Source organism: Paractinoplanes lichenicola (genome assembly GCF_016785085.1).
GTDB lineage: Bacteria > Actinomycetota > Actinomycetes > Mycobacteriales > Micromonosporaceae > Actinoplanes > Actinoplanes lichenicola.
This window is the reverse complement of sequence record NZ_JAENHO010000017.1, coordinates 172,013-196,834: the sequence shown is the minus strand read 5'-3', so window position 1 is coordinate 196,834 and position 24,822 is coordinate 172,013. Positions and strand designations below refer to the sequence as shown.

24 protein-coding genes and 1 pseudogene are annotated in these 24,822 nt (G+C 71.3%); 15 read left to right on the top strand and 10 right to left on the bottom strand.

The annotated features are described in order from the left end of the window. Window positions 1-20 precede the first annotated feature (20 nt). Window positions 21-692 carry a hypothetical protein gene (locus tag JKJ07_RS43605; protein ID WP_202997899.1) on the top strand — a complete coding sequence of 224 codons (672 nt, stop codon included), beginning with the start codon at window positions 21-23 and terminating at the stop codon, window positions 690-692. Window positions 693-835: 143 nt separating this feature from the next. Here the strand turns inward: JKJ07_RS43605 and JKJ07_RS43600 are convergent, their stop codons facing one another. Both JKJ07_RS43600 and JKJ07_RS43595 read right to left on the bottom strand, forming a co-directional pair. Next, window positions 836-1,615 (bottom strand): TIM barrel protein, encoded by a 780-nt coding sequence (locus JKJ07_RS43600; RefSeq protein ID WP_202997898.1) that lies wholly within the window; start codon window positions 1,613-1,615, stop codon window positions 836-838. 116 nt (window positions 1,616-1,731) lie between these two features. Further along, window positions 1,732-2,838 carry a Gfo/Idh/MocA family oxidoreductase gene (locus tag JKJ07_RS43595; RefSeq protein WP_307834747.1) on the bottom strand — a complete coding sequence of 369 codons (1,107 nt, stop codon included), beginning with the start codon at window positions 2,836-2,838 and terminating at the stop codon, window positions 1,732-1,734. A gap of 193 nt (window positions 2,839-3,031) precedes the next feature. Between JKJ07_RS43595 and JKJ07_RS43590 the strand changes: the two genes are divergently transcribed. Then, complete coding sequence (locus tag JKJ07_RS43590; RefSeq protein WP_307834746.1) at window positions 3,032-4,027, top strand: LacI family DNA-binding transcriptional regulator; 996 nt, start codon at window positions 3,032-3,034, stop codon at window positions 4,025-4,027. 445 nt (window positions 4,028-4,472) lie between these two features. Here JKJ07_RS43590 and JKJ07_RS43585 read toward each other — a convergent pair whose 3' ends face one another. The 3 genes from JKJ07_RS43585 to JKJ07_RS43575 form a co-directional block, all read right to left on the bottom strand. Continuing rightward, the gene (locus JKJ07_RS43585; protein WP_202997897.1) at window positions 4,473-5,228 is read right to left on the bottom strand and encodes a hypothetical protein; all 756 of its coding nucleotides are present in this window, start codon (window positions 5,226-5,228) and stop codon (window positions 4,473-4,475) included. A gap of 75 nt (window positions 5,229-5,303) precedes the next feature. Then, the gene (locus JKJ07_RS43580; protein ID WP_202997896.1) at window positions 5,304-5,498 is read right to left on the bottom strand and encodes a hypothetical protein; all 195 of its coding nucleotides are present in this window, start codon (window positions 5,496-5,498) and stop codon (window positions 5,304-5,306) included. Window positions 5,499-5,546: 48 nt separating this feature from the next. Next, window positions 5,547-7,046 (bottom strand): amidohydrolase family protein, encoded by a 1,500-nt coding sequence (locus JKJ07_RS43575; RefSeq protein WP_202997895.1) that lies wholly within the window; start codon window positions 7,044-7,046, stop codon window positions 5,547-5,549. Window positions 7,047-7,140: 94 nt separating this feature from the next. Here JKJ07_RS43575 and JKJ07_RS43570 point away from each other — a divergent pair, with 94 nt between their 5' ends. The 3 genes from JKJ07_RS43570 to JKJ07_RS43560 all read left to right on the top strand — a co-directional run bounded on the left by JKJ07_RS43570 (window position 7,141) and on the right by JKJ07_RS43560 (window position 9,051). After that, window positions 7,141-7,920, top strand: a complete 780-nt coding sequence (locus JKJ07_RS43570; protein WP_202997894.1) for an LLM class F420-dependent oxidoreductase — start codon at window positions 7,141-7,143, stop codon at window positions 7,918-7,920. A gap of 39 nt (window positions 7,921-7,959) precedes the next feature. After that, the gene (locus JKJ07_RS43565; protein ID WP_202997893.1) at window positions 7,960-8,139 is read left to right on the top strand and encodes a hypothetical protein; all 180 of its coding nucleotides are present in this window, start codon (window positions 7,960-7,962) and stop codon (window positions 8,137-8,139) included. 174 nt (window positions 8,140-8,313) lie between these two features. Next, on the top strand, window positions 8,314-9,051 hold the full coding sequence (locus JKJ07_RS43560; protein ID WP_202997892.1) for a hypothetical protein: 738 nt from the start codon (window positions 8,314-8,316) through the stop codon (window positions 9,049-9,051). On the opposite strand, the gene JKJ07_RS43555 is transcribed toward JKJ07_RS43560, so the two are convergent. Both JKJ07_RS43555 and JKJ07_RS50740 read right to left on the bottom strand, forming a co-directional pair. Beyond that, a complete protein-coding gene (locus JKJ07_RS43555; protein WP_307834749.1) occupies window positions 9,041-9,208 on the bottom strand; it encodes a response regulator transcription factor in 168 nt (55 codons plus the stop codon). The genes JKJ07_RS43560 and JKJ07_RS43555 overlap by 11 nt on opposite strands. A gap of 1,837 nt (window positions 9,209-11,045) precedes the next feature. Then, window positions 11,046-11,447 (bottom strand): annotated as a pseudogene (locus tag JKJ07_RS50740) (ATP-binding protein); the annotation flags it as partial. A gap of 132 nt (window positions 11,448-11,579) precedes the next feature. On the opposite strand from JKJ07_RS50740, the gene JKJ07_RS43550 reads away from it, so the two are divergent. The 3 genes from JKJ07_RS43550 to JKJ07_RS43540 all read left to right on the top strand — a co-directional run bounded on the left by JKJ07_RS43550 (window position 11,580) and on the right by JKJ07_RS43540 (window position 16,062). Continuing rightward, window positions 11,580-11,753 (top strand): hypothetical protein, encoded by a 174-nt coding sequence (locus JKJ07_RS43550; protein WP_202997891.1) that lies wholly within the window; start codon window positions 11,580-11,582, stop codon window positions 11,751-11,753. Between the two features lie 39 nt (window positions 11,754-11,792). Then, window positions 11,793-14,552, top strand: a complete 2,760-nt coding sequence (locus JKJ07_RS43545; protein ID WP_202997890.1) for a peroxidase family protein — start codon at window positions 11,793-11,795, stop codon at window positions 14,550-14,552. A gap of 115 nt (window positions 14,553-14,667) precedes the next feature. Continuing rightward, window positions 14,668-16,062: a serine hydrolase domain-containing protein gene (locus tag JKJ07_RS43540; protein WP_236030939.1), complete on the top strand. Its 1,395-nt coding sequence runs from the start codon at window positions 14,668-14,670 to the stop codon at window positions 16,060-16,062. On the opposite strand, the gene JKJ07_RS43535 is transcribed toward JKJ07_RS43540, so the two are convergent. Next, complete coding sequence (locus JKJ07_RS43535) at window positions 16,059-16,808, bottom strand: SDR family NAD(P)-dependent oxidoreductase (protein ID WP_202997889.1); 750 nt, start codon at window positions 16,806-16,808, stop codon at window positions 16,059-16,061. The two genes, JKJ07_RS43540 and JKJ07_RS43535, sit on opposite strands and share 4 nt — an antisense overlap. Before the next feature lie 109 nt (window positions 16,809-16,917). On the opposite strand from JKJ07_RS43535, the gene JKJ07_RS43530 reads away from it, so the two are divergent. Beyond that, on the top strand, window positions 16,918-17,520 hold the full coding sequence (locus JKJ07_RS43530) for a TetR/AcrR family transcriptional regulator (RefSeq protein ID WP_202997888.1): 603 nt from the start codon (window positions 16,918-16,920) through the stop codon (window positions 17,518-17,520). Here JKJ07_RS43530 and JKJ07_RS43525 read toward each other — a convergent pair. Next, on the bottom strand, window positions 17,513-18,451 hold the full coding sequence (locus JKJ07_RS43525) for an LLM class F420-dependent oxidoreductase (RefSeq protein ID WP_202997887.1): 939 nt from the start codon (window positions 18,449-18,451) through the stop codon (window positions 17,513-17,515). The genes JKJ07_RS43530 and JKJ07_RS43525 overlap by 8 nt on opposite strands. A gap of 89 nt (window positions 18,452-18,540) precedes the next feature. On the opposite strand from JKJ07_RS43525, the gene JKJ07_RS52100 reads away from it, so the two are divergent. The 4 genes from JKJ07_RS52100 (at window position 18,541) to JKJ07_RS43505 (ending at window position 21,248) form a co-directional block, all read left to right on the top strand. Then, a complete protein-coding gene (locus JKJ07_RS52100; protein WP_202997886.1) occupies window positions 18,541-19,113 on the top strand; it encodes a TetR/AcrR family transcriptional regulator in 573 nt (190 codons plus the stop codon). A gap of 27 nt (window positions 19,114-19,140) precedes the next feature. Then, window positions 19,141-20,226, top strand: a complete 1,086-nt coding sequence (locus tag JKJ07_RS43515; protein WP_307834744.1) for a M15 family metallopeptidase — start codon at window positions 19,141-19,143, stop codon at window positions 20,224-20,226. A gap of 299 nt (window positions 20,227-20,525) precedes the next feature. Further along, window positions 20,526-20,690 carry a hypothetical protein gene (locus tag JKJ07_RS43510; protein ID WP_202997885.1) on the top strand — a complete coding sequence of 55 codons (165 nt, stop codon included), beginning with the start codon at window positions 20,526-20,528 and terminating at the stop codon, window positions 20,688-20,690. Window positions 20,691-20,903: 213 nt separating this feature from the next. Further along, window positions 20,904-21,248 (top strand): hypothetical protein, encoded by a 345-nt coding sequence (locus JKJ07_RS43505; RefSeq protein ID WP_202997884.1) that lies wholly within the window; start codon window positions 20,904-20,906, stop codon window positions 21,246-21,248. Here the strand turns inward: JKJ07_RS43505 and JKJ07_RS43500 are convergent. After that, a complete protein-coding gene (locus JKJ07_RS43500; RefSeq protein WP_202997883.1) occupies window positions 21,238-22,089 on the bottom strand; it encodes an alpha/beta fold hydrolase in 852 nt (283 codons plus the stop codon). The genes JKJ07_RS43505 and JKJ07_RS43500 overlap by 11 nt on opposite strands. A 192-nt stretch (window positions 22,090-22,281) precedes the next feature. On the opposite strand from JKJ07_RS43500, the gene JKJ07_RS43495 reads away from it, so the two are divergent. Both JKJ07_RS43495 and paaK read left to right on the top strand, forming a co-directional pair. Continuing rightward, on the top strand, window positions 22,282-23,514 hold the full coding sequence (locus JKJ07_RS43495; protein WP_307834742.1) for an aminotransferase class I/II-fold pyridoxal phosphate-dependent enzyme: 1,233 nt from the start codon (window positions 22,282-22,284) through the stop codon (window positions 23,512-23,514). Then, a complete protein-coding gene (gene paaK, locus JKJ07_RS43490) occupies window positions 23,511-24,776 on the top strand; it encodes a phenylacetate--CoA ligase PaaK (RefSeq protein ID WP_202997882.1) in 1,266 nt (421 codons plus the stop codon). The genes JKJ07_RS43495 and paaK overlap by 4 nt, the downstream gene beginning before the upstream one ends. The last annotated feature ends 46 nt before the right edge of the window (window positions 24,777-24,822 follow it).

The window sequence follows — 24,822 nt, the reverse complement described above, 5'->3', positions numbered from 1 at the left end:
CGGCCGGGTATACAGCGGCGGTGGACGATCTCCTCGCCGCCATCGGCCGCGCGTTCGGCACCAGCACCCTCGCGGGCCTGGCGCCGGGCCTGATCGTGCGCGACGAGGCCGGCTGGATCCCCGCCACGGCCCTGGCCGGCGACGACCTCGGCCTGCTGCTCACCGCGGCCCGCCGGCGCTGGGACGCGCGACCGCACGTGGCCGCCGCCCTCATGTGGAAGGCCTACTCGTACTGGCTGTCGCTGCCCGCCGCCTTCGGCTGGGTGGTCGCCCGCCGGATCCCGCACGTGACGGCGGCCCAGGTGCTGGTGCGACTGGACGCCCCCGGCGCCCCCATCCGGATCGGCCTGCGCCCCGGCATCCCGTCCACCCACGGCGACCCGTTGGCGCTCCGCCGCGTGCTGCTCGACGAGCATGTCACCCCGCTGCTCGACGCCTTCCAGCGCGAGATCCGCATCGCCCGCCGCCCGTTGCTCGGCTCCCTGTCGGCCGGCCTGGCCCACGCCACCCGCCATGCCGTGCGTGCCGTCCCCGGCGCCTCCACAGACGACATCGACACCCTGCTCAAGGCCCTGGACCTCCAAGACCTGATCGAATGGGAACACGGCCAGCTACGCCGCCGAACCTGCTGCCTGGCCTTCACCCTCCCCGAACCCCGAATCTGCTCGGACTGCTGTTACCGCCCCCGCTGACCCCGACCGCCTGGACCGCCCCGCTAGTCCCGATCGTCCGACCGCCTCGGCCAGTCCCGATCGTCCGACTGCCTCGGCTGGCCTGATCGTCCGACTGCCTCGGCTGGCCTGATCGCCCGACTGCCGGTCCGTGCCGTTCAGGCTCACGCCGTGAATGCCGCTCGGAACCGCTCCAGAGCCGGCCCGGTGTCCTCCAAAGCCCACGCCTCGAGCCCGACCACCCCGCGATACTCGAGCCGCCGCAACGCCGCGGCCACCGCCGGATAGTGGATCTCCCCGGTCCCCGGCTCCGTGCGCCCCGGCACGTCCGCGACCTGAATCTCACCCACCACCGGCAGGGCCCGCTCGACCAGCCGCACGAGATCACCCTCCCCGATCTGCGCGTGATAAAGATCAAGATTGACCCGTACGAACGGACTGCCTACCGCCTCCACCAACGCGATCGTGTCGGCGGCCCGCGCGAACGGCACCCCCGGATGATCGACCGCGGTGTTCAGATTCTCCAGCGTGAACACCCGCCCCGCCCGCTCACCCAGCGCCGCCAATCGCTCAAGAGTGCGCAACGCGGTCAGCCACATGGCCGGCGTCACCTCACCCGCTGGAACCACGGGCAACCCCCGCTCGTCCAGCCCCGTCCCGTGCACATTGAGCCGCGGACAGCCCAGCCGCTCGGCCGCTTCGAGCGACAACTCGGCGGTCTTGAGCAACTCCGCAGCCCCGTCCGGATCGGCCAGCGTTCCCCGCAGATAACCCGTCATCGACGAGACGACGGCCCCCGTCCCGGCGATCGCGTCGAGGTCCTTGCCGGCCCAGGCCCACATCTCCACCTCGAACCCCAGCTCCGAGATCCGCCGAACCCGTTCCACGAACGGCAACTCCAGGAAAACCATCTCCGCACAAACCGCCAACCGGAAGTCGCTCATGCCCTACCTCCATCGCTTGCCGCCGCCAGCCGGCCGGACCTGATTCCATGCGTGCTTCCTGCGCGCCATCGGGCAGCCGCCCCTCGATCGCCGCTCGTCCGGCCGACGTCGAGTGGCTACTTGGACACTTCGATCGGCCTTCCCGTCCGCACTGATTCGGCTGCGGCCAGGGCAATGGCCAGGGCCGCGCGAGCGTCCTCGCCAGTCGCGGCCCGTGCATCGGGTTGCGGGTCGGTGATCGCGGTGGTGAAGGCGGCCAATTCGGCGGTGTAGGCCTCGGCGAACAGATCCTGATCGCTGCGAGCAGTTTCGATCAGGCGGCCTTGCGCGTTCGAGAACGTCAGGGGTGTCCGGCGTCCGTCGCCCATCGTGACCATGCCGCCCGAGCCGAGCACCTCGCCGCGGACGTCGTAGCCGTAGCTGGCCTCGAAACAGGCCTCGGCCGTGCCGACGGCGCCGTTGCTGAACCGAACCGTGACCACGGCCGTGTCGAGCAGGCCGCGATCGCGCCAATCCGGCTCCACCAGGGCGTCCGCCACGGCGTAGACCTCGACGGCCTCCGCACCGGGGTTGAGGAAGCGGAGCGTGTCGAAGTCGTGGATCAGCGTCTCATTGAAGATCGTGCCGGGGGCGATGCGGGCCGGGTCGAAGCCGCCGGGATCGCGGGTGAGCGAACGCAGCAGCCGCGGCGTCCCGACCTGCCCGGAGTCGATCAGCGTGCGGGCCGCGGCCCAGTCCGGGACGAAACGCCGGTTGAACCCCACCCGCAGCACCACTCCGGCTTCCCGGGCGGCGTCGATCACCCGCTCGGCGTCGGGCAGTGAGAGGGCCATCGGCTTCTCACAAATCACATGCTTGCCGGCCCGAGCCGCCGCAACAGCAAGCCCAGCGTGAAACCGAGCCGGCGCCGCAATCACGACCGCATCCACGTCAGGATCGGTCCAGACCTGCGAGGCATCCGTATAGACCCGCACCCCCGAGCCGAAACCCGAATTCGGGCCCAACTCCGAGCCCGATCCCGAGCCCGATCCCGAGCCCGAGCCCGCGCCCGATCCCGAGCCCGAGCCCGAGCCCGCGCCCGCACCCGAGCCCGCGCCTGATCCCGCGCCCAAGTCCGCGGCCGGGCCCGCGCCCAAGTCCGGGCGTGAGCCCGAGCCGGACGCTGAGCCAGAGGTCGGTCGAGGCCGTTTCAGGGCCGGGTCGGCCACGGCGGCCAGTTCCACGCCGGGCAGGCGGTGGGTCAGGGTTTCGGCGTGGAACGTTCCCATCCGGCCGGAGCCGATCAGTGCCACTCTCACCATCTCGCTCGTCCTCCTACTGGAACGTTCCAGGTCGTTCTCGGAGCGTGCGCGGAGCGGCGGCGGCAGGTCAAGATGGAGTCTGGAACGTTCCAGTATTTGCGACTACGCTCTCTTCGTGCGCGACGAACGCAGAGCCACGCTGACCGATGTGGCGACCCGGGCCGGAGTCTCGAAATCCCTGGTGTCGCTGGTGATGCGGGACGAGCCCGGCGCCAGCCCCGAGACCCGTCGCCGGGTGCTCGACGCCGCCGCGGCGCTGGGCTATCACCCTGACAGCCGCGCCCGGCTGCTCCGGAGCGGGCGCAGCCGGCTGCTCGGGGTCGTGTTCGGCATTCAGCACCCGTTCCACGCCGACCTGGTCACGGGGCTGTATTCGGCGGCGCGCGAGACCGGCTACGAACTGGCGCTGAGCGCGGTCACTCCCGAACGCGACGAGTCCGAGGCGATCCGGGGCCTGCTCCAGGACCGTTGCGAGGCCTTGATCCTGCTCGGCCCCGAATCCCGCACGGCCGCCCTCACCCGGCTGGCCGAGCGGTTGCCGGTGGTGGTGCTGGCCCGCAGCGTACGGGGGCCGGATCTTGACGTGATCCGCACGGCCGACGCCACTGGGCTCGCCCTGGCCGTCGACCACCTGGTGGCCCTGGGTCATCGCCGCATCGCCCACATCGACGGCGGGCGCGCTCCCGGAGCCGCCGACCGTCGCCGCGGTTATCGCCAAGCCATGCACCGCCACGGCTTTGACGCCGAGATCCGAATCGTCCCCGGCGGCCTGACCGAGGAGGACGGCGCGCGAGCGGCCGAGGCGCTGCTAGGCGACCTGCCGACCGCGGTGACCGTCTTCAACGACCGCTGCGCCACCGGCGTGCTCGACGTCTTCAATCGCAACGGCATCCAGGTGCCCGGCACGGTGAGCGTGGTCGGCTACGACGACAGCAGCCTGGCCCGCCTGGCCCACATCAACCTGACCACGATCGCCCAGGACGTCCCCGCCATGACCCGCCAGGCGCTCGCCCGTGCCATCGCCCGCCTGGAGGACACCCCGATCACCGCCCGCGAGTCGATCGTCCCACCACACTTGGTCATCCGAGGAACCTCAGCGCCGCCATCGTGAGCCGTCACCGTGCGGGCTCCGCCGGACAACGCGGTTGAGTGCCGCCCGGTGAGAGCGCGGTACGGCGGGGAGACGGCGGGTGTCGGCTTGCATGACGGGTGGGTGCCGGCTGGTTGGCGCGCGCGAACGGCCACGGGCCACGCGACGGCGACGGACAGGAGCCCGGCGATCAGCGCGGGGTGGCCACGCGGCGGTGATGAGCGTGACGGGCAGGTGCCGGGCGGTCAGAGCGCGCACCGGTGGAGAGGTATCAGGCGGCGGTTTGTGTGGCGGGTGGGTGCCGGTCGGTTGGCGCGTGGGCGGGAACACGCGGCGGTGGTGGGCAGGTGGCGGTCGGTCAGTGCGGGGTGGCGACGCGGCGGTGGTGTGCGAGGTGGCAGGTGGCGGTCGGTCAGCGCGGGGTGGCGACGCGGCGGTGGTGTGCGAGTTGGCCGGTGGCGGCCGGTCAGAGGGCGGGGACGGCCACGGGGCGGATCGTGGCGGTGACCGTGGCGGGGGAGTGGACCTCGGCGGGGAGGGTGGCGACCTCGGCCTCGCGGTTGAGGCTGCTGCTGGCGCGGCGGGCCAGGTCGACGTCGTGCCAGGCGGTGCGTTCGGCGGTGGCGGCCACCTCGTAGCAGTGGCGGCGGTAGGCGGCGGTCGCCTTGGCGATGACCAGTTCCTGGTCGACGGGGTGGAGGCGGGCGTCCCAGCCGTTGCGGCCGGCTGTGGCGTCGGCGAGGGCCTCGGCGGGCAGGTCGCCGCGGGCGCACGCGGCGGAGACGGCGTTGTGCAGGAAGCGTTCGCGGGCCGCGTACTCCTCGCAGGTGCGCACTGACCACGGGGTGCCCCAGCGGGCCGCGAGGGTGGCCCGGCGCAGGCGTTCGTCGGCGTCGAGCCAGGACTCGTAGGCGGCGGTCATCGTGGTCTCGGCCTGCTCCCACAGCTCTTGCCAGCGCTGGGCCGAGATGGCCGCGCGGTCGGCGGCCACGCGCACCTCGGCGGCCCAGCGCTGCTCGCCCGAGGGGTCAGGAGCAGGGGCGGAGGAACTGGAGAGGGCGGCGCGCACCGTGGCAAGAACGTCGCGCAGCATGCGGCCGGGGTGGCGCATGGCCTCGGGGCTGCCCAGCACGAGCAGCGCCGGGAAGGTGAGCACGATCAGCGTCGCCCAGATCGCGGCGGGGGCCGGGTCGTTGAGCAGCATTTCCGCAACCACGTTCATGAGGAGGAGTCCGTCCGCGAAAGTCGTCGATGGGCGGCTGTGACCGTGGCGGGCGCGGGAGGCGCCGGCGGACGGTCAGGCGGAGGCGACGGGAGGTGCGCGCGAGCCGCGAACCGCGGCGGAGAACTGCGAGCGCAGGACCCGGGCGGGCGCCGGACCGGCGACGACCAGGGCGGGAGCGCGGAGCTCCACAATGGCTGCGGGCCGGGCGAGGAGACGGGCGCAGCACACGATCAGCGCCATCGCGCTGAGCAGCACACCCGTCACCATGGGTCCAACATAGCGACTCATCGGCGAACCGCCCAGCGCGCCACGCGATCATGCTCGGGAAACCGGCGCGTGACAGGCGCAGCCGGCCGCCACGGGCAGCACCCCGGTGGCGGGCTTGGCCCGGGCGGCGGCCTCGATGCCGGCCAGCATCCGCTGCCGCGCCGCCGCGTCGATCAACTTTCCCCGTACGACAACGCTGTTGATCTGGGCAGTGGCGGCGATGTCGCGCAACGGGTCGGCGTCGAGCAGCACCAGGTCGGCGACGTGACCCCGGGTGACCAGGCCCTGGTCGTGGCGGCCCAGGCTGAGCGCCGGCTCGAGGGTCGCCGCCCGCAGCACCTGCGCCGTCGAGACCCCGGCCCGCACCAGCAGCCGCAGCTCGTCGTGCAGGCTGAAGCCGGGCATCAGATAGGACGTGCCCAGGTCGGTGCCCGTCATCAGCGGCACGCCCGCGCGGGCCATCTCGCCGGCCAGCCGCAGCCGCCGCACGAACAGCTCCTGCCGCTCGGCGCTCTCCTTGGCTGTACGCCCCTTGAGATAGATCGTGTCGGTGCACCACTGCCAGTACGCCAGCGTGTCGGCGCTGACGTAACGGAACCGAGGGTCGTCGTGCGGCACGTCCTGCGGGGTGTCGCACGTCCAGTGCACGGTCAGCGTGGGCGTCACCCGGGTGCCGTTGCGGGCCAGCCGCTCGAACAGCCGGGCCGCCTTGTCGCGGTCGTGGCTGCGGGCGGCCGCGAACTCGACCGGGTGCAGCCGGGTGAACCAGCCCGCGTAGTCGCCGCCGGCCACCCGGATACGGGCGATCTCTCGGCGCAGCCACTCCTCGTCGCGCGACGTGTCGTACCAGAACTCGAAGAGATGCTCGATGGTGTGCAGCCCGGCGTCGCTGGCCTCGGTGACCGGCACGAAGTCGGGGACGTGACCCAGGAACGGCAGCCCGGCCCGGCGCGATTCGGCGGCGATCGCGTGGAACGACTCGCGGCTGAGCCGGCTGTACGTCTTGATGAACGCCGCACCGGCCGCCGCCTGCGCACGCACGGCCGCCCGGGCCTCGGCGGCGTCGGCCACCGCCACGTACGGCACGCCGAGCCCTTCCCACAGCGAGGGCGACCCGTCCACGATCGCGCTGCCGACGATCCAGCGCGGCCCCACCCGTACGCCGGAATCGATCTCGCGCTGCCAGCCGATCGCGGGCTCGTTGGCCGACATCTCGCGGGTGGTCGTGACGCCGTTGACCACATACATCTCGGGCTCGGTGGCGTCGATGCCGGTCGCGTGCGTGTGCATGTCGGCCAGCCCGGGGATCAGATATTTCCCGCGGCCGTCGAGCACCCGGGCGTCGTGCGGCACGGAGATGCGCCCGGTGTCGAGGATGCGGCCGCCGCGCATCAGCACTGTCTGACCGCGCCGCCGCCCGTGGGCATCGATCACCGTGACGCCCGTGATCGCGACGACATCGGAAGAAGCGGCAGCCGGAGTGGCGACGGCCGGGGCGGCGACTGAGGCCGCGGCACCCGCCAGGACTGTGCGTCGTGAGATTCCCATGCCGAAGATGCTCGTCCGCCCGCCGTCGCGGCACACGGGTACTAGACCCCGACTTGGGGTAGGCCTAGGCATACCAAGGCCTAGGCTGGTGATCATGACTTCGAGGCCCGTCCGCGTCGGACTGCAGCTCCAGCCCCAGCACGCCGACTACCAGACCATCCGCCGTACGGCCGCCGAGGCCGAGGAGCTCGGCGTCGACATCCTGTTCAACTGGGATCACTTCTATCCCCTGTACGGCGAGCCCGAGGGCCTGCATTTCGAGTGCTGGACGATGCTGGCCGCCTGGGCCGAGCAGACGTCCCGCGTCGAGATCGGCGCCCTGGTCACCTGCAACAGCTACCGCAACCCGGAGCTGCTGGCCGACATGGCTCGTACGGTCGACCACATCAGCGACGGCCGGCTCATCCTGGGCATCGGCTCGGGCTGGTTCGAGAAGGACTACCAGGAGTACGGCTACGAGTTCGGCACCGCCGGCGGCCGGCTGGACGCCCTGGCCGAGGCGCTGCCGCGGATCGAGTCCCGGTTCGCGAAGCTCAACCCCGCGCCCACCCGCAAGATCCCGACCCTGATCGGTGGCGGCGGCGAGAAGAAGACGCTGCGACTGGTGGCCAAGCACGCCGACATCTGGCACAGCTTCGGCGACGCCGAGACCATCGAGCGCAAGATCGGCATCCTGCGGCAGCACTGCTCCGACGTGGGCCGCGACCCGGGCCAGATCGAGATCTCCACCGCGGTGCAGGGCAAGCCCGCGGAGGTCGGGCCGACCCTGCTCAACCTGGGTGCCTCTCTGTTCACGGTGAGCGCCAGCGGCCCCGACTACGACCTCTCGGACCTGCGCGAATGGCTGACGTGGCGGGACGCCGTGAACGGGTGACCGGTGTTTGACCGAAGATCAAGAGGGTAGGAGGCGGGCATGAGTATTCCGTCTGATCCGGACAAATACCCGCCGCTCGACCCGGGCGCGCCCATCCCGGACGACCCGGGTGAGCTGGAGCCGGGCAGCCCGGACCCGCTTCCTCCGCCGCCGGCCGAGCCGTCGCCCGTGCCCACCGAGCCCGCCCCCGAGCCGGGCGGCGTGCCCGAGCCGGCATAAGCCGGTTGTCGGGAATCGGTCCGCGGGATTCGCCGCGGCAAGCAGGTGACCTGCCCCGATTGGCCTGAACGGCCGAGGGGCGGTCGCCTGTGAAGTCGCTGTGCGGCCCCTGTACCTTGGGCGCGCCACCGATCGGCACAAAGTCGAGCGGGGCCACCGAACGGGGGCGCACTCATGAAAAGCAGACTTATCGGCGCGCTGGCCGGCCTGACCACGGCCGCGCTGCTGGCCACCGGCTGTGCCGGGCAGAAGGACGAGGGCGCGAAGTTCGAGGAGCCGGCCGCCGCCCCCCAGGGCAACGGGGTCGAGGCCCTCGAGGGCGCGCAGATCCTCGAGAAGGCCAAGGCCGCCCTCGCGCAGTCCAAGTCGTTCCACCTCAAGGGCTCGATGAAGGCCGAGGAAGGCAAGATCGGCCTCGACTTCAAGGTCGCGGGTGACGAGGTGCTGGGCACGATGTCGCTGGACGGGCCGCGGGTCAAGCTGCTGGCCGTCGACGGCAAGAAGTACATCAAGCCGGACGCGGCGTTCTGGAAGATGACCGGTGGCGAGCAGGGCCCCGCCGTCGCGCAGCTCATCGGCGACCGCTGGGTGCTGGTCAAGGCGAGCGACAAGAGCTTCGAGAGCATGTTCACCGTCACCGACATCGGCGAGCTGCTCGACGCCGACGGCCCGGTCACCAAGGGCGCGACCAAGGACATCGACGGCAAGCCGGCCATCGGGCTGACCGACGGCGGCGCCGACAGCGAAGGCACGCTCTACATCGCCACCACCGGCGAGCCGCTCCCGCTGCGCCTCGAGGGCCCGACCCCGGCCGACGGCTCGCTCAACTTCACCGAGTACGGCGAGACGTTCGCCGAGATCAAGGCGCCCCCGGCGGCCCAGGTCGTCGACCTGGAGAAGCTCAAGAAGTAGTTCCGCGCCGGCGCGGTCGTCGGGTCCGGGCCCATCGGGCCAACTCTATTCGGTTGGCCGCGCCGGTCTTGCGCAGCATGTTCGATACGTGCACGCTGACCGTCTTCTCGCTCAGCACCAGCTCGGCGGCGATCTCCGCGTTCGTGCGCCCGGCCACCACATGCCCCAGCACCTCGTTCTCCCGCGAAGTCAACCCCGTTCCCCCGTACGAGGGCACGGGCGCGACGACCACATCGAGCGCGATCCGGGCACTTCGCGCGACCGTCCCTCGCCCGGTCGGCGAGAGCCCGCGCCGCGCAGGGCAGCGTCCATTGCGCGTCCAGCCCGATCTTCTCGCGACCGAGCGCGTGCCGGACCACCTCGACCGCGCGTTCCGGGTCGCCCGCCGCCACGGCCAGCAGGGTCCGCACCTGGTCGAACGGGTAGAACGAGTATCCCGAGGTCTCGGCGAAGATCTCCTCGGCCCGGACCAGGTGCGCCTCGGCCTCGGACTGACGGCCCCGCCAGCAGGCCAGCTGTGCGCCGACCAGGCGGGCCAGCACGTCACCCATCGGGCCGGGCCGGGATCCCAGGGCCGTCTGAAGCCGGTCGGTGCACTCGTCCCAGCGACCGGCGAGCAGCAGCGAGTACGCCGCCCAGGCGCACATGAGCGAGACGTGATTGTGGGCGGCTCCCACCGTCTGCAGGTCGTCGCGGCACCGATCGAAGAGCGGCACGAACTTCTCGTGCCCGACGAACGGGGCACTGTTCGCGCAGGCGAACGTCGCCTCGGTCATGAGGTGGGCCGAGCCGAGGCGGGCGGCGCCGGCGTACACCCGCTCCGCGATCGGGTAGGCCCGCGGATCTCGGCGCGCCATCCGATCCATGGCCTCCACCAGGAGGGCATAGACCCGCAGTTCCTCGCTTCCCTCGGCGAGCGCGACCTCGATCGCCTCGCCGGCCATCCGCTCGCCCTCCGGGTTCTCCCCGTACAGCAGCGTGACGGCCTGGATGACCAGGACGAGGGCGTGTTCCCGGGAGGCCGGGTGCCGGGCCGTGACGTCCCGGGCGGCGCGCAGAGCGTCAAGGTCGTAGAACGCCCGCCCAGTCGTGAGCATGAGCACGGACCGGCGCACCAGCAGCATCGCGTGGGCGAGCGAGCCGGGGTCGGTCAGCGGCAGCAGCTCCAAGGTGGCTTCGAGCTCCTCGGTGTCGCGGCCGTCGCGGAAGGCGGCGTGGCAGATGCCGGCCAGCAGGTCGGCCCGCGACTCGGGCGCGCCGGCCGGGTGCAGGGCCAGAGCCGTGCGCAGCAGACGCAGGGACTCGGGCCCACCCGTGGTCAGCGCGGCGGCTCGAAGCGCCCAGCGATAAGCCGCCTCCGGCTGTCCGGCCTCCTCGTAGTGGCGGGCCAGAGCCACCGCCCGGCCGGCGCCGGCCGAGGGATCGTCCAGCGCGGCGGCGTAGGCGGCATGCCAGGCTCGTCGTTCGTCCGGCAGAAGATCGCCGATCAGCACTTCGGCCAGCAGCGGATGCACGAACCAGTACCGCCCGTCGGCTTCGGCCCGCAGCACCCCTCCCGCGACGCCGTCCCGCAACTGGGGCGACACTTCGCCGAGCAGAGGCGCCAAGTCGGAGGCCCGCTGCGGACGGCCACCCACCGCGATCACCACCGCGACCTCCCGAGCGGCGGGGGAGAGGCGACGCCAGGCCCCCGACAGGGCGTCTCGCAACGCGTCCGGCAGCCCGTCGGGCAGCGCCGTAGCGTCCGCTGACAGGCCACCGACCAGCAGACTCGTCAGATATGGGTTGCCCGCCGACCGCGCATGGACGGAGTCCACCAGGTCCTGGTGCGGCGGTTGCCCGAGCAAAGCCCCGATCTGCTCGCCGGTGGCCACCCGGTCCAGCCGGGCCAGCGTGAGCTCGCTCAGCCGGGGGAAGCGGCGCACGTCGGCCAGCCAGGGCCGGAGCCGGTCGGCGTCCTTGCCCGCGCGCATGGTCATGATCACGGCGAGGCGGCGGCCGGCCCGCCCGGCCAGCACGTACATCAGCACGTCGAGCGAGCTCTGGTCGGCCCATTGCACGTCGTCGACGACCAGCACGACGGGCCGGTCGGCGGCGGCCCGGTCGAGCCAGGCGTCCACCTCGAGCACCGGATAGGTGGCGTCCCAGCGCGGCGGCGGGCCCATTTCGTCGGGCGTGGTGGCCGAGCGCAGCGGCAGCAGCGGCACCGACAGCGTGCTCAGCGGCAGGCAGCCCGCCCAGATCACGGCACGGCGGTCGCAAGCGGATCTGACCAGGGCGGTCTTGCCCACGCCGGCTTCGCCCGTGATCAGCAGGGCGGACGCGTGCCCGGCGGCCGCGTCACGTAGCACCGAGGTCACGGCCGCCGCCTCCGTGGATCGGCCGGCGAGCGCCACGACCCTGAGTCTGCGCCGGTCACTGAGGGGTGTCGAGTCAAATCTGAGGTCCGTACGGGTGGTTTCTGAGGTGTGGCTCCCGATGTCGGCCCGGTGCCCGGCGACCAGGCTGATGACAAAGGGGAGGACACCATGTTTCGACTGATCATCGCCGGGGCCGTCGCCACGGCCGCGCTTGTTTCGCCCGTGCCGGAGCCGGTCACCGCGCCGGTCCAGCCGGCCGACTGCTCGGTCTACTACGAGGCCAACGGCCCGTCGCCGGTTCGCCGGTGGAACGGGTCGGCTTGCCGGGAAAGGATCGGTTAACCGACAGCGCCGGGCCGGGGACGGGTCCATAGTGGTCCGATGACAACGGGGGCCAGGGTGCAGTGGCGTGAGGTCTACCTGGGCGGTTCGCCCGAAGCCGAGCGGCGGCTGTTCGAGCGGATGGCTGTGCAGATCATGCGCACCCAGCTCAAGAACAGCCGGGGCGGCAAGCCGATCGTCGCCGGTTTTCAGGCCAAGGGCACGTACGCCGTGGACGACGCGGAGCTGCGGTTCCGGGACGACCTGCCGCCCGAGCTGCGCGCCGGGTTCGCGCAGCCGGGCGCGGTGTATCGCACGGCGGTCCGGTTCAGCAACGCCGAGGGCCGCATCCTCGACGACCGCGAGCCTGACCTGCGCGGCGTCGCGCTGCGGGTCGCGGCGGGCCCGAGCGAGCAGCACGACCTGCTGATGACCAACGCGCCGGTCTCGCACGCCCGCGACGCCCGCCAGTTCGCCGAGTTCGCGCTGGCCACGGCGGGCGGCGGCCTCGGGCGTTACCTGGGTCTGGCCGGGCTCCCGATGAAGCTCGGCCTGGCCGAGACGCTGCGGATCGTGCGTAACGTCCTCGAGGGCCGCCGCCGCATCGGCAGCGTGGCCACCGAGACCTACTGGAGCCGCATCCCGATCACCTGGGGCGACGAGCTGGCAGTGCAATACCTGTTGCGCCCGCTGCCGGGGGAGGCGCCGCCGAAGCCGGACGGCCCTGACTTCCTGACCGCCGAGATGGGGGAGCGGCTGCGCCGCGGCGATGTGCGGTTCGAGCTGTGCGTGCAGCGTTTCCGCAGTCCGCAGGAGACGCCGATCGAGGACGCCGCCGTCGACTGGCGCTCGCCGCAGGCGCCGCCGGAAGCCGTGGCCACGCTGACGATCCGTACGGGCTCGTGCGACAACCCGGTCGTGCACGCGATGCGCTTCAACCCGTGGAACACCACCGACGACTTCCGCCCGCTGGGCAACCTCAACCGGGTCCGCAAGGCCGCCTACGACGCCAGCGCCGCCCACCGCGACCGGCGGCGGTGGCTGACCGACGTGCCGGCCCGCAACACGATCGCCAGCGCCGCCATGGTCAAGGTCTTCGGGGTCGTCAACCGGTTCCGGCCCTGGCACCGGCTGCCCGACGCGCTCGCCCTGCTCAACCTGGCCGCCCTGCGCGACGTGCTGCGCCGCGACAACCTGATCGACACCGAGACTCGCGAGGCCCCTCCCCGCGTACGGGATGTGCCTGTGCCTCCGACCGAGGAAGAACGCGCTTTCCGTACGCACGAGGGCCGCTGGAACGACCTGTCCGAGCCTGACATGGGCGCCGTCGGGGCCGCCTTCGGCCGCAACGTGCCCGCGGTGCACCGGCCCGACCTGGTCAACGAGCCGAACCCGATCCTGGTCAGCCGCGAGCTGCTGCGCCGCGACACGTTCCGCCCGGCCACCTCGCTCAACATCCTGGCCGCCACGTGGATCCAGTTCCAGGTGCACGACTGGGTCGTCCACGCCCGCCACCCGCTCGGCGGCCCGGAGGACGTACGGGTGCCGCTGCCGCCCGGGATGGCGGGCTGGACCAACACGCCCGGCGGCCCGCTCGAACCCGAGATGCGCATCGGCGGCAACATCGGCGGCGCGACGGGCGGCAACGTCGCCTCGCACTGGTGGGACGGCTCCGAGGTCTACGGCACCGACACGGCCAAGGCGCGCGAGCTGCGCGACGGCGCGAAGATCCGGCTCACGCCCGAGGGCTATCTGCCGGTCGACGTGGCCGGGTCGGAGCTCACCGGCTTCAACGAGGCGTGGTGGCTGGGCCTGAGCAGCATGCACACGCTGTTCGCGCGCGAGCACAACCTGCTGTGCGACGAGCTGATCAGCCAAAACCCGGGCTGGGCCGAGGAGCGCGTCTATCAGACCGCCCGGCTCGTCGTGTCGGCCCTGATCGCGAAGATCCATACGGTCGAGTGGACGCCCGCGATCCTGGCCACCGAGGTGCTGCGGCGCGGCATGAACGTCAACTGGAACGGCGTACCGGCCAATGATCTGCTCAGCCGGATCGGGTTGTGGCTGACCGACGTCAACGCGCTGCACGGCATTCCCAAGACCACGCCCGACCACCACAGCGCGCCCTATTCGCTGACCGAGGATTTCGTCACCGTCTATCGCATGCATCCGCTGATCCCGGACGACTATGCGTTCTCCACTCCGGACGGTCAGCCGCTTGGTGAGAGGACGTTTCTCGATCTGCTGGGTGGCCGCGCCGACGACGAGCTGCGGGCGCTGGGCCTGGCCAATGTCATCTATTCGTTCGGCACGGCGCACCCGGGCGCGATCACGCTGCACAACTATCCGCTGTCGTTGCTCAACCTGGAACGCGAGGGCGAGCTGATCGACCTGTCGGTGGTCGACCTGGTCCGGACGCGGATGCGGGGTGTGCCGCGCTACAACGACTTCCGGGCCGCGCTGCACATGCCCCGGATCACGCGCTGGGAGGACCTGACCGCCGACCCGTCGACGGTCGAGAAGCTGCGGACGATCTATCGGAGCATCGACGAGGTCGACACGATGGTCGGGCTGTTCGCCGAGACGCCGCCGGAGGGTTTCGGCTTCTCCGACACGGCGTTCCGCGTGTTCATCCTGATGGCCTCGCGGCGGCTGCAGAGCGACCGCTTCCTGACCGCCGACTACCGCCCCGAGATCTACACGCAGTTCGGCCTCGATTGGATCGCGAACACGACGATGACCGACCTGATCCACCGGCACTGCCCGGAGCTGGCCGCGGTGTTGCCGAAGGGGCACAACGCATTCGCGCCCTGGAAGTAAAGCCGGCTAGCGGACGGTGAATCGGGCGGACTCGGCCACCGAGCGGTAGCTGTCTTCGAGCAGCAGGCGCAGCACATATCGGCCGGCCTTCGCGTCCGTCGGTTAAGGTGCCGCAATGTCCAGCCTGCTCCCACGGTCGGCGCCCGCCGCCGCGGCCGTCTCGTCCCGCGCGATCGGCGCCCTGCTCGACCGGCTGGCGGCCGAATCCGCCGAGTGCCACTCGCTCATGATCGTGCGGCGCGGGCACGTCGTTGCCGAGGGCTGGTGGGCGCCCTTCACCGCCGAGCGGCCGCACCTGCTCTACTCGCTGACCAAGTCGTTCACGTCGGTGGCGGTCGGGATGGCGATCGCGGACGGCCTGCTCGCCCTGGACGACCGCGTCGTCGACGTGCTGCCCGAGCACGTGCCGGCCGACGTCTCGGCGCAGGGCGAGCGGCTCACCGTCCACCATCTGCTGTCGATGACGGCCGGGCACGGCGACGACAGCCTGGCCGAGGCGTGGCGGCTGGAGCCGGGCGACCTGACCCGCGGTTTCCTCCGAGTTCCCTTCCCGTACGCCGAGGGCACGCGCCACGCGTACGACAACGCGACCACCTACGTGCTGGCCCGGATCGTCGAGCGGGTCACCGGCCGCGGGCTGCCCGAGTTCCTCGACGAGCGCCTGTTCGGGCCGATGGGGATCGCGCCGCCCGACTGGGATCGGGTGGCCAGCGGGGCCGCGTTCGGTTTTCACGGGCTGCACCTGACCACCGAGGCCGTCGCCGCCTTCGGTGAGCTGCTGCGGCACGACGGCGGGCAGCTGATCCCGTCCGACTGGGTGCGGCTGGCCACCCGCCGCCATGTCGACACGCTGCCGCCGGACGAGGACGTGCGGAACGCCGACTGGCTGCACGGCTACGGCTACCAGTTCTGGATGTCGCGGCACGGGTTCCGTGGTGACGGCGCGTTCGGCCAGCTCTGCCTGGTCGTCGGAGAGCACGAGCTGGTGGTGGCGGCGACCGCGGCCATGACCGAGGCCCAGGCCATGTTCGACGCGATCTGGGACTGCCTGCTGCCGGGCCTCGACCGGCCGGACGACCCCGCCGACGACGAGCGGCTCGCGGCACGGCTGCGCGGGCTGGCGTTGCCGATGGTGGCGGGCACTGCCGGGCCCGTACGGGTGCTCACCGCGACGATCGCGGGCAACGACGCCCTCCCGGACGGCACGAAGGTGATCGTCGAACCGGTCGACGGCGGCTGGATCTTGCACCTCGGCTCCGCGCTCGACCTTGCGGTCGGCCACGGGCAGTGGCGGGAGAGCGCGCCGCTGGGCCGGCCGGTGGTGGCGGCCGGCGCCTGGCAGGGCGACACGTTCGTGGCCGACCTGTGCGTGATCACCACCCCGCACCGGGTCCGGCTGGCGGTGACGGCCGGGGTGGCCACGGCCACCTGGAACGTCGAGCCGCTGACCGGACCCCGGCTGGAGCTGCACCTGCGATCACCGCTGATGACCCGGCCCGACGTCGCCTAGACCTGGCTGGCGCCACCGTCCACATAGATCTCGGCGCCGGTCATGTAGGAGCTGGCCGGCGACGCCAGGAACAGCACGGCGTCGGCGATCTCGTCCGGGGTGCCCAGCCGGTTCATCGGCACACCGGCGGCCAGGCCCTTGAGCAGCTGCTCGGCCGACTCGGGGTCGGGGGCCAGGCCGGAGAGGCCGGGAGTGGCGATCGGGCCGGGCGCGATGCTGTTGACCCGGATCCGGCGGTCGACCAGCTCGGCGGCCCAGCTGCGGGCCAGCGAGCGCAGGGCGGCCTTGCTGGCGGCGTAGACGCTGAAGCTGGCCGCGCCCTTGACGTTGATGTTCGAGCTGGTCAGGATCACCGACGCCTGCGGGTTGAGCAGCGGCAGGGCCTTCTGCACGGTGAACACGGTGCCGCCGACGTTGGTGTTGAAGGTGTCGGCGTAGTGCTCCCACGTGATGTCGGGCAGGGCCGCGAACCCACCCCCGCCCGCGTTGGCGAAGACCACGTCCAGGCCCTGACCGCGATCACTGACGGCGGCGGCGACCCGGTCCAGGTCGTCCAGGTTCGACACATCGGCCCGTACGCCGGTAGCCCGCTCGCCGATGGCCGCAACGGCCTCGTCCAGCGCCTCCTGCCGGCGCCCGGTCAGGAAGACGTGAGCGCCCTCGGCGGCCAGGCGGCGGGCGGCGGCCAGGCCGATGCCGGAGGTGGCCCCGGTGACGAGGGCGGTCTTGTTGTCGAGCTGTCCCATGACGGCATCCCTTTTTGTAACGAGCGGTAAGTTAATGCAGACGCTAACACCGTTCCCCGGTTTTTGTACCGAGCGGTTAGAGTTGGCTGCGTCACGTGGGAGGTGGGGAATGGGCGAGCGGGGGCGGCCACGCAAGTTCGACCCGGAGGCGGCGCTCGAACAGGCCATCGAGGTGTTCTGGCGGAACGGCTACGAGGGCGCGTCGATGGCCGACCTGACCGCGGCCATGGGCATCAACAAGCCGAGCATGTACGCGACCTTCGGCAACAAGGAGGAGCTGTTCCGGCGGGCGGTCGCGCGCTACGCCGAGCAGGACATGGCGTACGCGCGGGTGGCGCTCGAGGAGCCCACGGCGTACGGGGTGATCGAAAGCTTTCTGCGGGCCAACGCCGACGCGCTGACCCGGCCCGACCGGCCTGCCGGCTGCCTGTCGATCCAGGGCGGGCTCGCGTTCGGCAGCGACGACGGCACGGTCGCGGCGTTCCTGGCCGACAGCCGCCGGGCGGGGGAGAGGGCGCTGGCCGACCGGCTGGTGCGGGCGCTCGACGAGGGTGACCTGCCGGCCGGCACCGATCCGGTCGCGCTCGCCCGCTACGTCATGACCGTCAGCGAGGGCAACGCCGTACACGCCGCCGCCGGCGTCGACCGGGCGGCACTGCACGCGACGGTCGATCTCGCCCTGCGTGCAGTGCCGGCGTCCGGGGTTACTTGACCAGCGGGCTGAGGGCCGCGCCGACCGCGCTGACCACGCCGGGGCGGTGGCCGTTGCGGACCAGGTTGATGCAGATGCCGTCGACGCCGGCGTCCAGGATCTTCTCCTGGATCTGCTCGGCGACCTGGCCGGGCGTGCCCAGGAAGGCGCGGTTGCGGCGGTCCTCCGGGATCGTCTCGCCCAGCTCCTTGGCCTCCTGCTCGGTCTCGCCGACCATGCCCATGATCAGGAAGCTGGTGGCCAGCGTGGCCGGGTCGCGGTCGATCTCCTCACAGCGCTGCTTGAGCACCGAGATCTTGCGGGGCAGGTCGGCCAGGTCGCAGATGATGTTCATGTGGTCGGCGAACCGCGCGGCCAGCCGGAACGTCTTCTGCTCGCCCGAGCCGCCCAGCATGATCGGGATGGTCGGGCGGACCCGCGGGTTGTTCATGGCACCCCGGGCGACATACCACTTCCCCTCGTACGTGGCCTCTTCGCCCTTGAGCATGGGGGCGATGATGTTGAGGGCCTCGTCGAGCCGCTCGAAGCGATCGGTGAACGTGCCGAACTCGTAGCCCAGGTCGTGGTGCTCGCGCTCGAACCAGCCGGCGCCGATGCCGAGCACGGCCCGGCCCTTGGAGACCACGTCGAGCGTCGTCACCGTCTTGGCCAGCATGGCCGGGTTGCGATACGTGTTGCCGGTGACCAGCGTCGACAGCTGCACCGTCGAGGTCACGCCGGACAGGGCGCCCAGCGTCGTGTACGACTCGAGCATCGCCTGGTCGGGCGTGCCGATGCCGGGCAGCTGATAGAAGTGGTCCATCACCAGCACGGTGTCGAAACCCGACGCCTCGGCCTCGCGGGCCTGCGCGGCGACCGTGTCGAAGAGGTTCTCGTTCGGAACACCGGGATAGGTGTAGTTCGGAATCTGATATCCGAGCCGGATGGTCACAGGTCCTCCACGGGCGGCGCTTGATGTAAGAGGTCTATCACTTGGTAATGTAAGAGCCCTCTTACACTGGCGCAAGCGGGGAGGACGGCGTGTCGTACCACCACGGCGACCTCCGGGCGGCTGTGCTCGACGCGAGCTTCGAGCTGCTGGCCACGGCCGGGCTGGCCAAGTTCTCCGTCGCGGCGGTGGCCCGGCGGCTCGGGGTGAGCTCCGCCGCGCCCTACCGGCACTTCCCCGACCGGGCCCACCTGCTCAGCGCGGTGTCGGCCGTGGCCGCCCGCGACCTGCGGGCCGAGATCCTGGCCGACCCCGAGGAGGGCCTGCTCGCCGTGGCCGGGGCGTACGTGCGCTACGTGATCCGGACAGGCGCCGGCTTCCAGGTCATCTTCGCCGCCGAGCTCTACCCCGTGCCCGACGACGAGCGCCGCGAACAGACCCGCGCCCTGGTCTCCACCCTGCTCGAACGGGCGCCCGGCCCGTCCCACACCGAGGCGTTGCGGCAGGTCGAGGCCACGGTCGCGGTCGCACAGGGCTACGTGACGCTCTACACCGAGGGCTTCTTCAACAGCGGCTCGGTGCCGGTCGCCGACCTGGCCGCCCGCGCGGTCGAGGCGGCCCGCGCGCTGACGCAACCCGGCCGCACCTCGGAGGGTACCGGGTAGCTCCCGCCGCCCCGGAGTCTCTTCCGGGTGACGACACGACAGGAACTCCGACCGGATCCGACGATCCGCCGCCGGGCCCGCCGGGCCATCACCCTCCCCATCGCGGCGCTCGCCCTCGGCATGACGGCCCTCGCGGCCCCCACGCCGGCCCAGGCCGCCCCGCCCGCGGTGGCCCAGACCTGGAACACGCTGATGTACCGCAGCCTGACCCGCCAGCAGACGGCCGCGACGATGCAGGCCACCATCGCCACCCAGAAGGCCACCGTCGTGACCCGCACGAGCGAGGTCACCAACGCCACCAACGCCGGCATCCTCGCCGAGTCCGCCCTGACCACGGCCACCAGCACCGACACCACCGCCAAGACCCGGGTCACCGCCGCGCAGACCGCCCTGACCACCGCCAAGCAGAACCTGACCAAGGCGAACAAGAAGAAGCCCCGCAGCACCGCGGCCATCACCAAGGCCAAGAACGCGGTGACCGCCGCGACCAAGACCCTGACCACCCGCCAGGCCGAGGCCAAGCAGTCCGGCACCGCGCTGACCACCGCCAAGACCAACGCCCGTACGGCCACCGCGACGCTCGCCACGGCCATCGCGAACCGGGACGCCGCCGCGGCCGCGGTCACGGTCAGCGTGCAGAAGCTGGCCCTGCTGCCCACCGCGTACTCGCTGGCCACCCAGGCCACCGGCCTGAGCCGCGACGTGGTCACCCAGACCCGCGCCGGCTTCGCGGTCGCCGACACCGTGCAGGTCTACGGCATCACCGTGCACCGCAGCGTCGCGTACGCCTTCAAGCGCATGCTCGACGACGCCCGCGCCAACGGCATCGTCCTCTCCGGTGGCGGCTTCCGCACCAAGGAGCGCCAGATCGAGCTGCGCAAGTCCAACGGCTGCCCCGACGTGTGGAGCGCGCCCTCCTCGTCGTGCCGGGTGCCGACCGCCATCCCGGGCCGGTCGCTGCACGAGCTGGGCATGGCCATCGACATCAGCCAGAACGGCAAGACCCTGACCCGCACCAGCACCGGCTACAAGTGGCTGGTCGCCCACGCGAAGGCGTACGGCTTCATCAACCTGCCGTCCGAGCCCTGGCACTGGTCCATCACCGGCGGCTGACCGCCGATTAGCAAGCCGGGTGGCACCTGCTCATTCTGGTGGCACAGCAAGCCTGCCCTACGGCGCGGTCGACGCTCAGGATCACCCTGAGGTCCGGGCGCCGGGTGCCAGCCCTCTGCGGCGCCGCGATCGCCTATCGGCTCCGCCAAGGTTGACACCGCTCACCGGCTTCGCCCTCGACGCCCCTGCTCAGGTCCTCCCGGCCTCGTGCTCGGGCGACCCGGTTCCGTCTGTCCGTCAGTTTCCGTCGTAGGAGCTTTCCCTGCAGACATTCCGCAGCGATCACGGAGCGTGGCACGATGCGCGGCGACCCCGAGCACTATTCGACCTGGCGGCGCGAAGGTAGTCCGTCCCCGCTGGACAACGTGGGCGGCTGCGGCGGCTGCCTCTGGATCCTGCTCGCGATATTCGCGATCTTTACGGTCATCAGTTTCTGCGCCGGCGGCGGAATCGGCGGCCGCTGAGCATCCGTTCAGGTCCTGGGCGGCCGTGTTCATCGCGGGCCATATTGCCGCCACTGGTGGAGGGGCGCAGCCGGTGGGCAGCGCGCCGGGCATTGCCGGGACCGGGCGTCACTGCGTAAGCGCCCGCCTCTGACTCGTCGCCAAGGCGAGCAGAAGTAAGGGCTCAAGTCGGCCGCCGTCCAGTTCCACCCGCATGCCCGGCACTATAGGTGGATGATTCGCGTCGACGGGGTTCGTGTGCACGACGGGACGTCGGTCGCTCTGTTGTCGGGCGACCAGGTCGTGGTGCGGCTGCACGACCACGAGACCGCCGAAGAGGTGCTCAACGGAGACGGCACCCTGGCCCGGGGCGCGGTCAGCTCATGGACCCTGCTCGGCGGCGTGCTCACCTTCGAGTACAACCAGCGGGCGGCCGAGACGCTGGGTTTCCCCCGCGTGCACGAGCTGAGCCTGACGCTCGGTGACGATGATCTGGGCCGGATGCGGGACACGCTGCTGGAGATTCTGAACGGCACCTGCTGCCGGGTCGAGACGCCCGGCGGCATCGTCACGGAGTGAGGCGGATCAGGTCGGCTACCTCTTCGGGCAAACCGGGGGAGGTCAGGACGTGGCCCATGCCCGGCACGATGGTCAAGTCGGCGTGGGGGATGGCGGCGGCCAGGGCCTCGGCGTGGGCCGGGGCGTAGATCGGGTCGGCGTCGCCGTGCAGGATGGTGACTGGGGCGGTGATCTCGGAGAGCGGCACGAGCCGGTCCGGGGTCAGGAGCATACCGGCCTGCTGGTGGTGGGCGGCAGCGGCCGCGTCGGTCGTGCGGGCCCAGCAGCGTTCGAGCATCGCGCGAGCGGCCGGTTCGTCGTACGGGCGCTTGGTGCCGTTCATCACCCGGAACAGGGCGACGTCGGCCTCCACGCCGGGCGGGATGTCGGCCGTGTCCGTCAGGTGTTGCAGGAAGGCGGGGTCGGGCGGCGGCAACGGGGACGGCTCGCCGCGCCAGGCCGGGCCGGGGTCGTAGTCCATCGGCGTGCTGGTGATCAGGGTCAGCGACCGTACGCGGGTCGGCGCGTGCACGCCCAGCCACTGCGCGACCACGCCGCCCAACGAGAACCCGGCGATGTGGGCCGTTTCCAGCCCGTACGCGTCGAGGACGGCGAGCGCGTCGCCCGCGAGGCCGGAGATCCCGTACGGGGAAAGGTCGTAATCGACGATGCTGGACCGGCCGGTGTCGCGGGAGTCGTAGCGGATCACCTGCACGCCGCGGCCGACGAGCCGGTCGATCAGCTCGTCGGGACAGGTCAGGCCCTGCGCCGACGCGCCCATGATCAGCAGGACGGCGGGCCGCTCGGGGTCGCCGGTCCGCTCGGTCCACAGGCGCAGGCCGCCGGCCGTGACGAAGGTCATGACCGCCGACCGTAGCCGAGGCGAGGACCGGCGGCACCCGGTTTTTGAGCAAAGATCCGAACGCCGCAAAGCCGGTCCAAACCCTGCAAAAGATCAACCGCTGACGGGAATGCGATCGATCTGACTATTCAGATTGATCGACGATCTCTCGGGTACGGCTCAAGTTGATCTCGCAAGGAAAGAGGTACACAAGTGCCGGCCCAAACTCATGACATCGAGGACCTCCGCGTCAACAGCCGGATGTACGACGCCGTCATCGAGCAGATCGACGGACGGCGGATCCGCATCGGCCAGGACTGGCTCGTGGACTGGGCGTCCTGCAACTATCTCGGCTTCGACCTGGACGCCGAGATCATCGAGGCCGTCGAGCCGCAGCTGCGCCGCTGGGGCACCCATCCCAGCTGGTCGCGCATGCTGGGCAGCCCGCAGATCTATCCGCAGCTGGAGGAGCGGCTGACCGAGCTGCTCGGCGCCGAGGACGTGCTCCTGCTGCCGACGATCTCGCAGATCCACCTCGGCGTCATCCCGGCCCTGATCGGCAAGGGCACGCTCATCATGGAGAGCCGCGCCCACCGGACGATCTATGACGGCTGCGTGTTCGCGCGCGGCCAGGGCGCCACCATGAAGCGGTTCCGCTCGGGCGACCTCGAGGAGCTGGAGCGGCTGCTCAAGGAGGCCACGGCCCGTCCGGTCATGGTCTGCATGGACGGCGTCAACAGCATGACCGGCGACATTCCCGACCTCAAGAAGTACGCCGCCCTGTGCCGCGAGCACGACGCCGTCCTCTACGTCGACGACGCGCACGGCATGGGGGTCATCGGCGAGCGCAGCCCGATCGAGAGTTCCCCGTACGGCATGCGCGGCAACGCCATCGTCAAGCACGCGGGCGAGTCGTACGACAACGTCATCCTCGTCGGCGGCTTCTCCAAGGCGTACTCGTCGCTGCTGGCCTTTCTGGCCCTGCCGACCGCGGTCAAGAACAAGCTCAAGGTCGACGCCCCGACCTACCTGTATTCGGGTCCGTCCCCGGTGGCGTCGCTGGCGACGGTGATGGCCGGGCTCGACGTCAACGAGAAGCGCGGCGACGAGCTGCGGGGACACCTCTACCGGCTCACGGCGAAACTGCTCTCCCACGTACGGGGAATGGGTGTGCACACGCTCAACGTGCACGACACGCCCGTCGTCGAGATCCCCATCTCGCCCGACCACGACCTGATCGACGTGTCCGAGCGGCTGTGGCGGGCCGGGCAGTACGTCACGCTCGCGCCCTACCCCGGCGTGCCGCGCGACGAGATCGGCTTCCGCGTGCAGCTGACCGCCGCGCACACCGAGCAGCACGTCGACGACCTCAACAACGTGCTGACCGAGCTGGCCCGCGACGGCGCCCTGCGCCCGGCCATACCCCAGCAGCGGCGCCCGTCGTGACGTCCTTGGAGCCGATCGAGACCGCGTCGCGCGACGAGTTGCGGGCGCTCCAGCTCGATCGGCTGCAAAGGACACTTCGGCACGCGTACGAGAATGTGCCCCTCTATCGGCGCAAGTTCGACGAGGCCGGCGTACGCCCGGACGACTGCCGTTCGCTGGACGACCTCGCGCGGTTCCCGTTCACGACGAAACAGGACCTGCGCGAGACCTACCCGTACGGGATGTTCGCCGTGCCCCGGGAGCGGATCGCCCGCATCCACGCGTCGAGCGGCACCACCGGCCGTCCCACCGTGGTCGGCTACACGCAGGGCGACCTCGACATGTGGGCCGGCGTGGTGGCGCGCTCGATCCGGGCCGCGGGCGGGCTTCCCGGCGATCGCGTGCACGTGGCGTACGGGTATGGGCTGTTCACCGGCGGGCTGGGCGCGCACTACGGCGCCGAGCGGCTGGGCTGCACCGTGATCCCGGTGTCGGGCGGCATGACCGAACGGCAGGTACGCCTGATCGCCGACTTCGAGCCCGACATCATCATGGTGACGCCGAGCTACATGCTGACCATCGCCGACGAACTGGAACGGCAGGGCCTGGACCCGCGCAAGACGACGCTGCGCGTGGGCGTCTTCGGGGCCGAGCCGTGGACCGAGGACATGCGGGCCGAAATCGAGAGCCGGCTCGGCATCGACGCCGTCGACATCTACGGCCTGTCCGAGGTGATCGGCCCCGGCGTGGCCGCCGAGTGCGTGGAGACCAAGGACGGCCTGCACGTGTGGGAGGACCACTTCTACCCCGAGATCATCGACCCCGACACCGGCGCCGTGCGGCCGGACGGCGAGGAGGGCGAACTGCTCTTCACGTCGCTGACCAAGGAGGCCATGCCCATCATCCGCTACCGCACCCGCGATCTGAGCCGGCTGCTGCCCGGCACGGCCCGCACGATGCGGCGCATGCAGCGGATCACCGGCCGCACCGACGACATGATGATCGTGCGCGGCGTCAACGTCTTCCCGACCCAGATCGAGGAGCTGATCCTGCGGATCCCCGGGCTGGCGCCGCATTACCAGTGCGTGCTCACCCGCCCGGGCCGTCTCGACGAGCTCACCGTACGGGTCGAGGCCCGCCCCGGCGCCGCCCCGGACGGCCGCGAACTGGCCGCCCTGATCAAGCAGAACATCGGCGTCACCGCGGCCGTCGAGGTGCTGGCGCCCGACGCCCTGGAACGTTCCGTCGGCAAGGCCCGGCGCATCGTCGACAACCGAGTCTGACCCGCGGGTGGGCGCCTCTCTTGTGAGGCGTCCACCCGGCCACGGG

Coding starts and splice junctions, on each gene's coding strand:
- JKJ07_RS43600 (WP_202997898.1), bottom strand. CDS start 1,615: ATGAGCGACTTCCGGTTGGCGGTTTGTGCGGAGATGGTTTTCCTGGAG.
- JKJ07_RS43585 (WP_202997897.1), bottom strand. CDS start 5,228: ATGAACGTGGTTGCGGAAATGCTGCTCAACGACCCGGCCCCCGCCGCG.
- JKJ07_RS43580 (WP_202997896.1), bottom strand. CDS start 5,498: ATGGTGACGGGTGTGCTGCTCAGCGCGATGGCGCTGATCGTGTGCTGC.
- JKJ07_RS43575 (WP_202997895.1), bottom strand. CDS start 7,046: ATGGGAATCTCACGACGCACAGTCCTGGCGGGTGCCGCGGCCTCAGTC.
- JKJ07_RS43570 (WP_202997894.1), top strand. CDS start 7,141: ATGACTTCGAGGCCCGTCCGCGTCGGACTGCAGCTCCAGCCCCAGCAC.
- JKJ07_RS43565 (WP_202997893.1), top strand. CDS start 7,960: ATGAGTATTCCGTCTGATCCGGACAAATACCCGCCGCTCGACCCGGGC.
- JKJ07_RS43560 (WP_202997892.1), top strand. CDS start 8,314: ATGAAAAGCAGACTTATCGGCGCGCTGGCCGGCCTGACCACGGCCGCG.
- JKJ07_RS43550 (WP_202997891.1), top strand. CDS start 11,580: ATGTTTCGACTGATCATCGCCGGGGCCGTCGCCACGGCCGCGCTTGTT.
- JKJ07_RS43545 (WP_202997890.1), top strand. CDS start 11,793: ATGACAACGGGGGCCAGGGTGCAGTGGCGTGAGGTCTACCTGGGCGGT.
- JKJ07_RS43540 (WP_236030939.1), top strand. CDS start 14,668: ATGTCCAGCCTGCTCCCACGGTCGGCGCCCGCCGCCGCGGCCGTCTCG.
- JKJ07_RS43535 (WP_202997889.1), bottom strand. CDS start 16,808: ATGGGACAGCTCGACAACAAGACCGCCCTCGTCACCGGGGCCACCTCC.
- JKJ07_RS43530 (WP_202997888.1), top strand. CDS start 16,918: ATGGGCGAGCGGGGGCGGCCACGCAAGTTCGACCCGGAGGCGGCGCTC.
- JKJ07_RS43510 (WP_202997885.1), top strand. CDS start 20,526: ATGCGCGGCGACCCCGAGCACTATTCGACCTGGCGGCGCGAAGGTAGT.
- JKJ07_RS43505 (WP_202997884.1), top strand. CDS start 20,904: ATGATTCGCGTCGACGGGGTTCGTGTGCACGACGGGACGTCGGTCGCT.
- JKJ07_RS43500 (WP_202997883.1), bottom strand. CDS start 22,089: ATGACCTTCGTCACGGCCGGCGGCCTGCGCCTGTGGACCGAGCGGACC.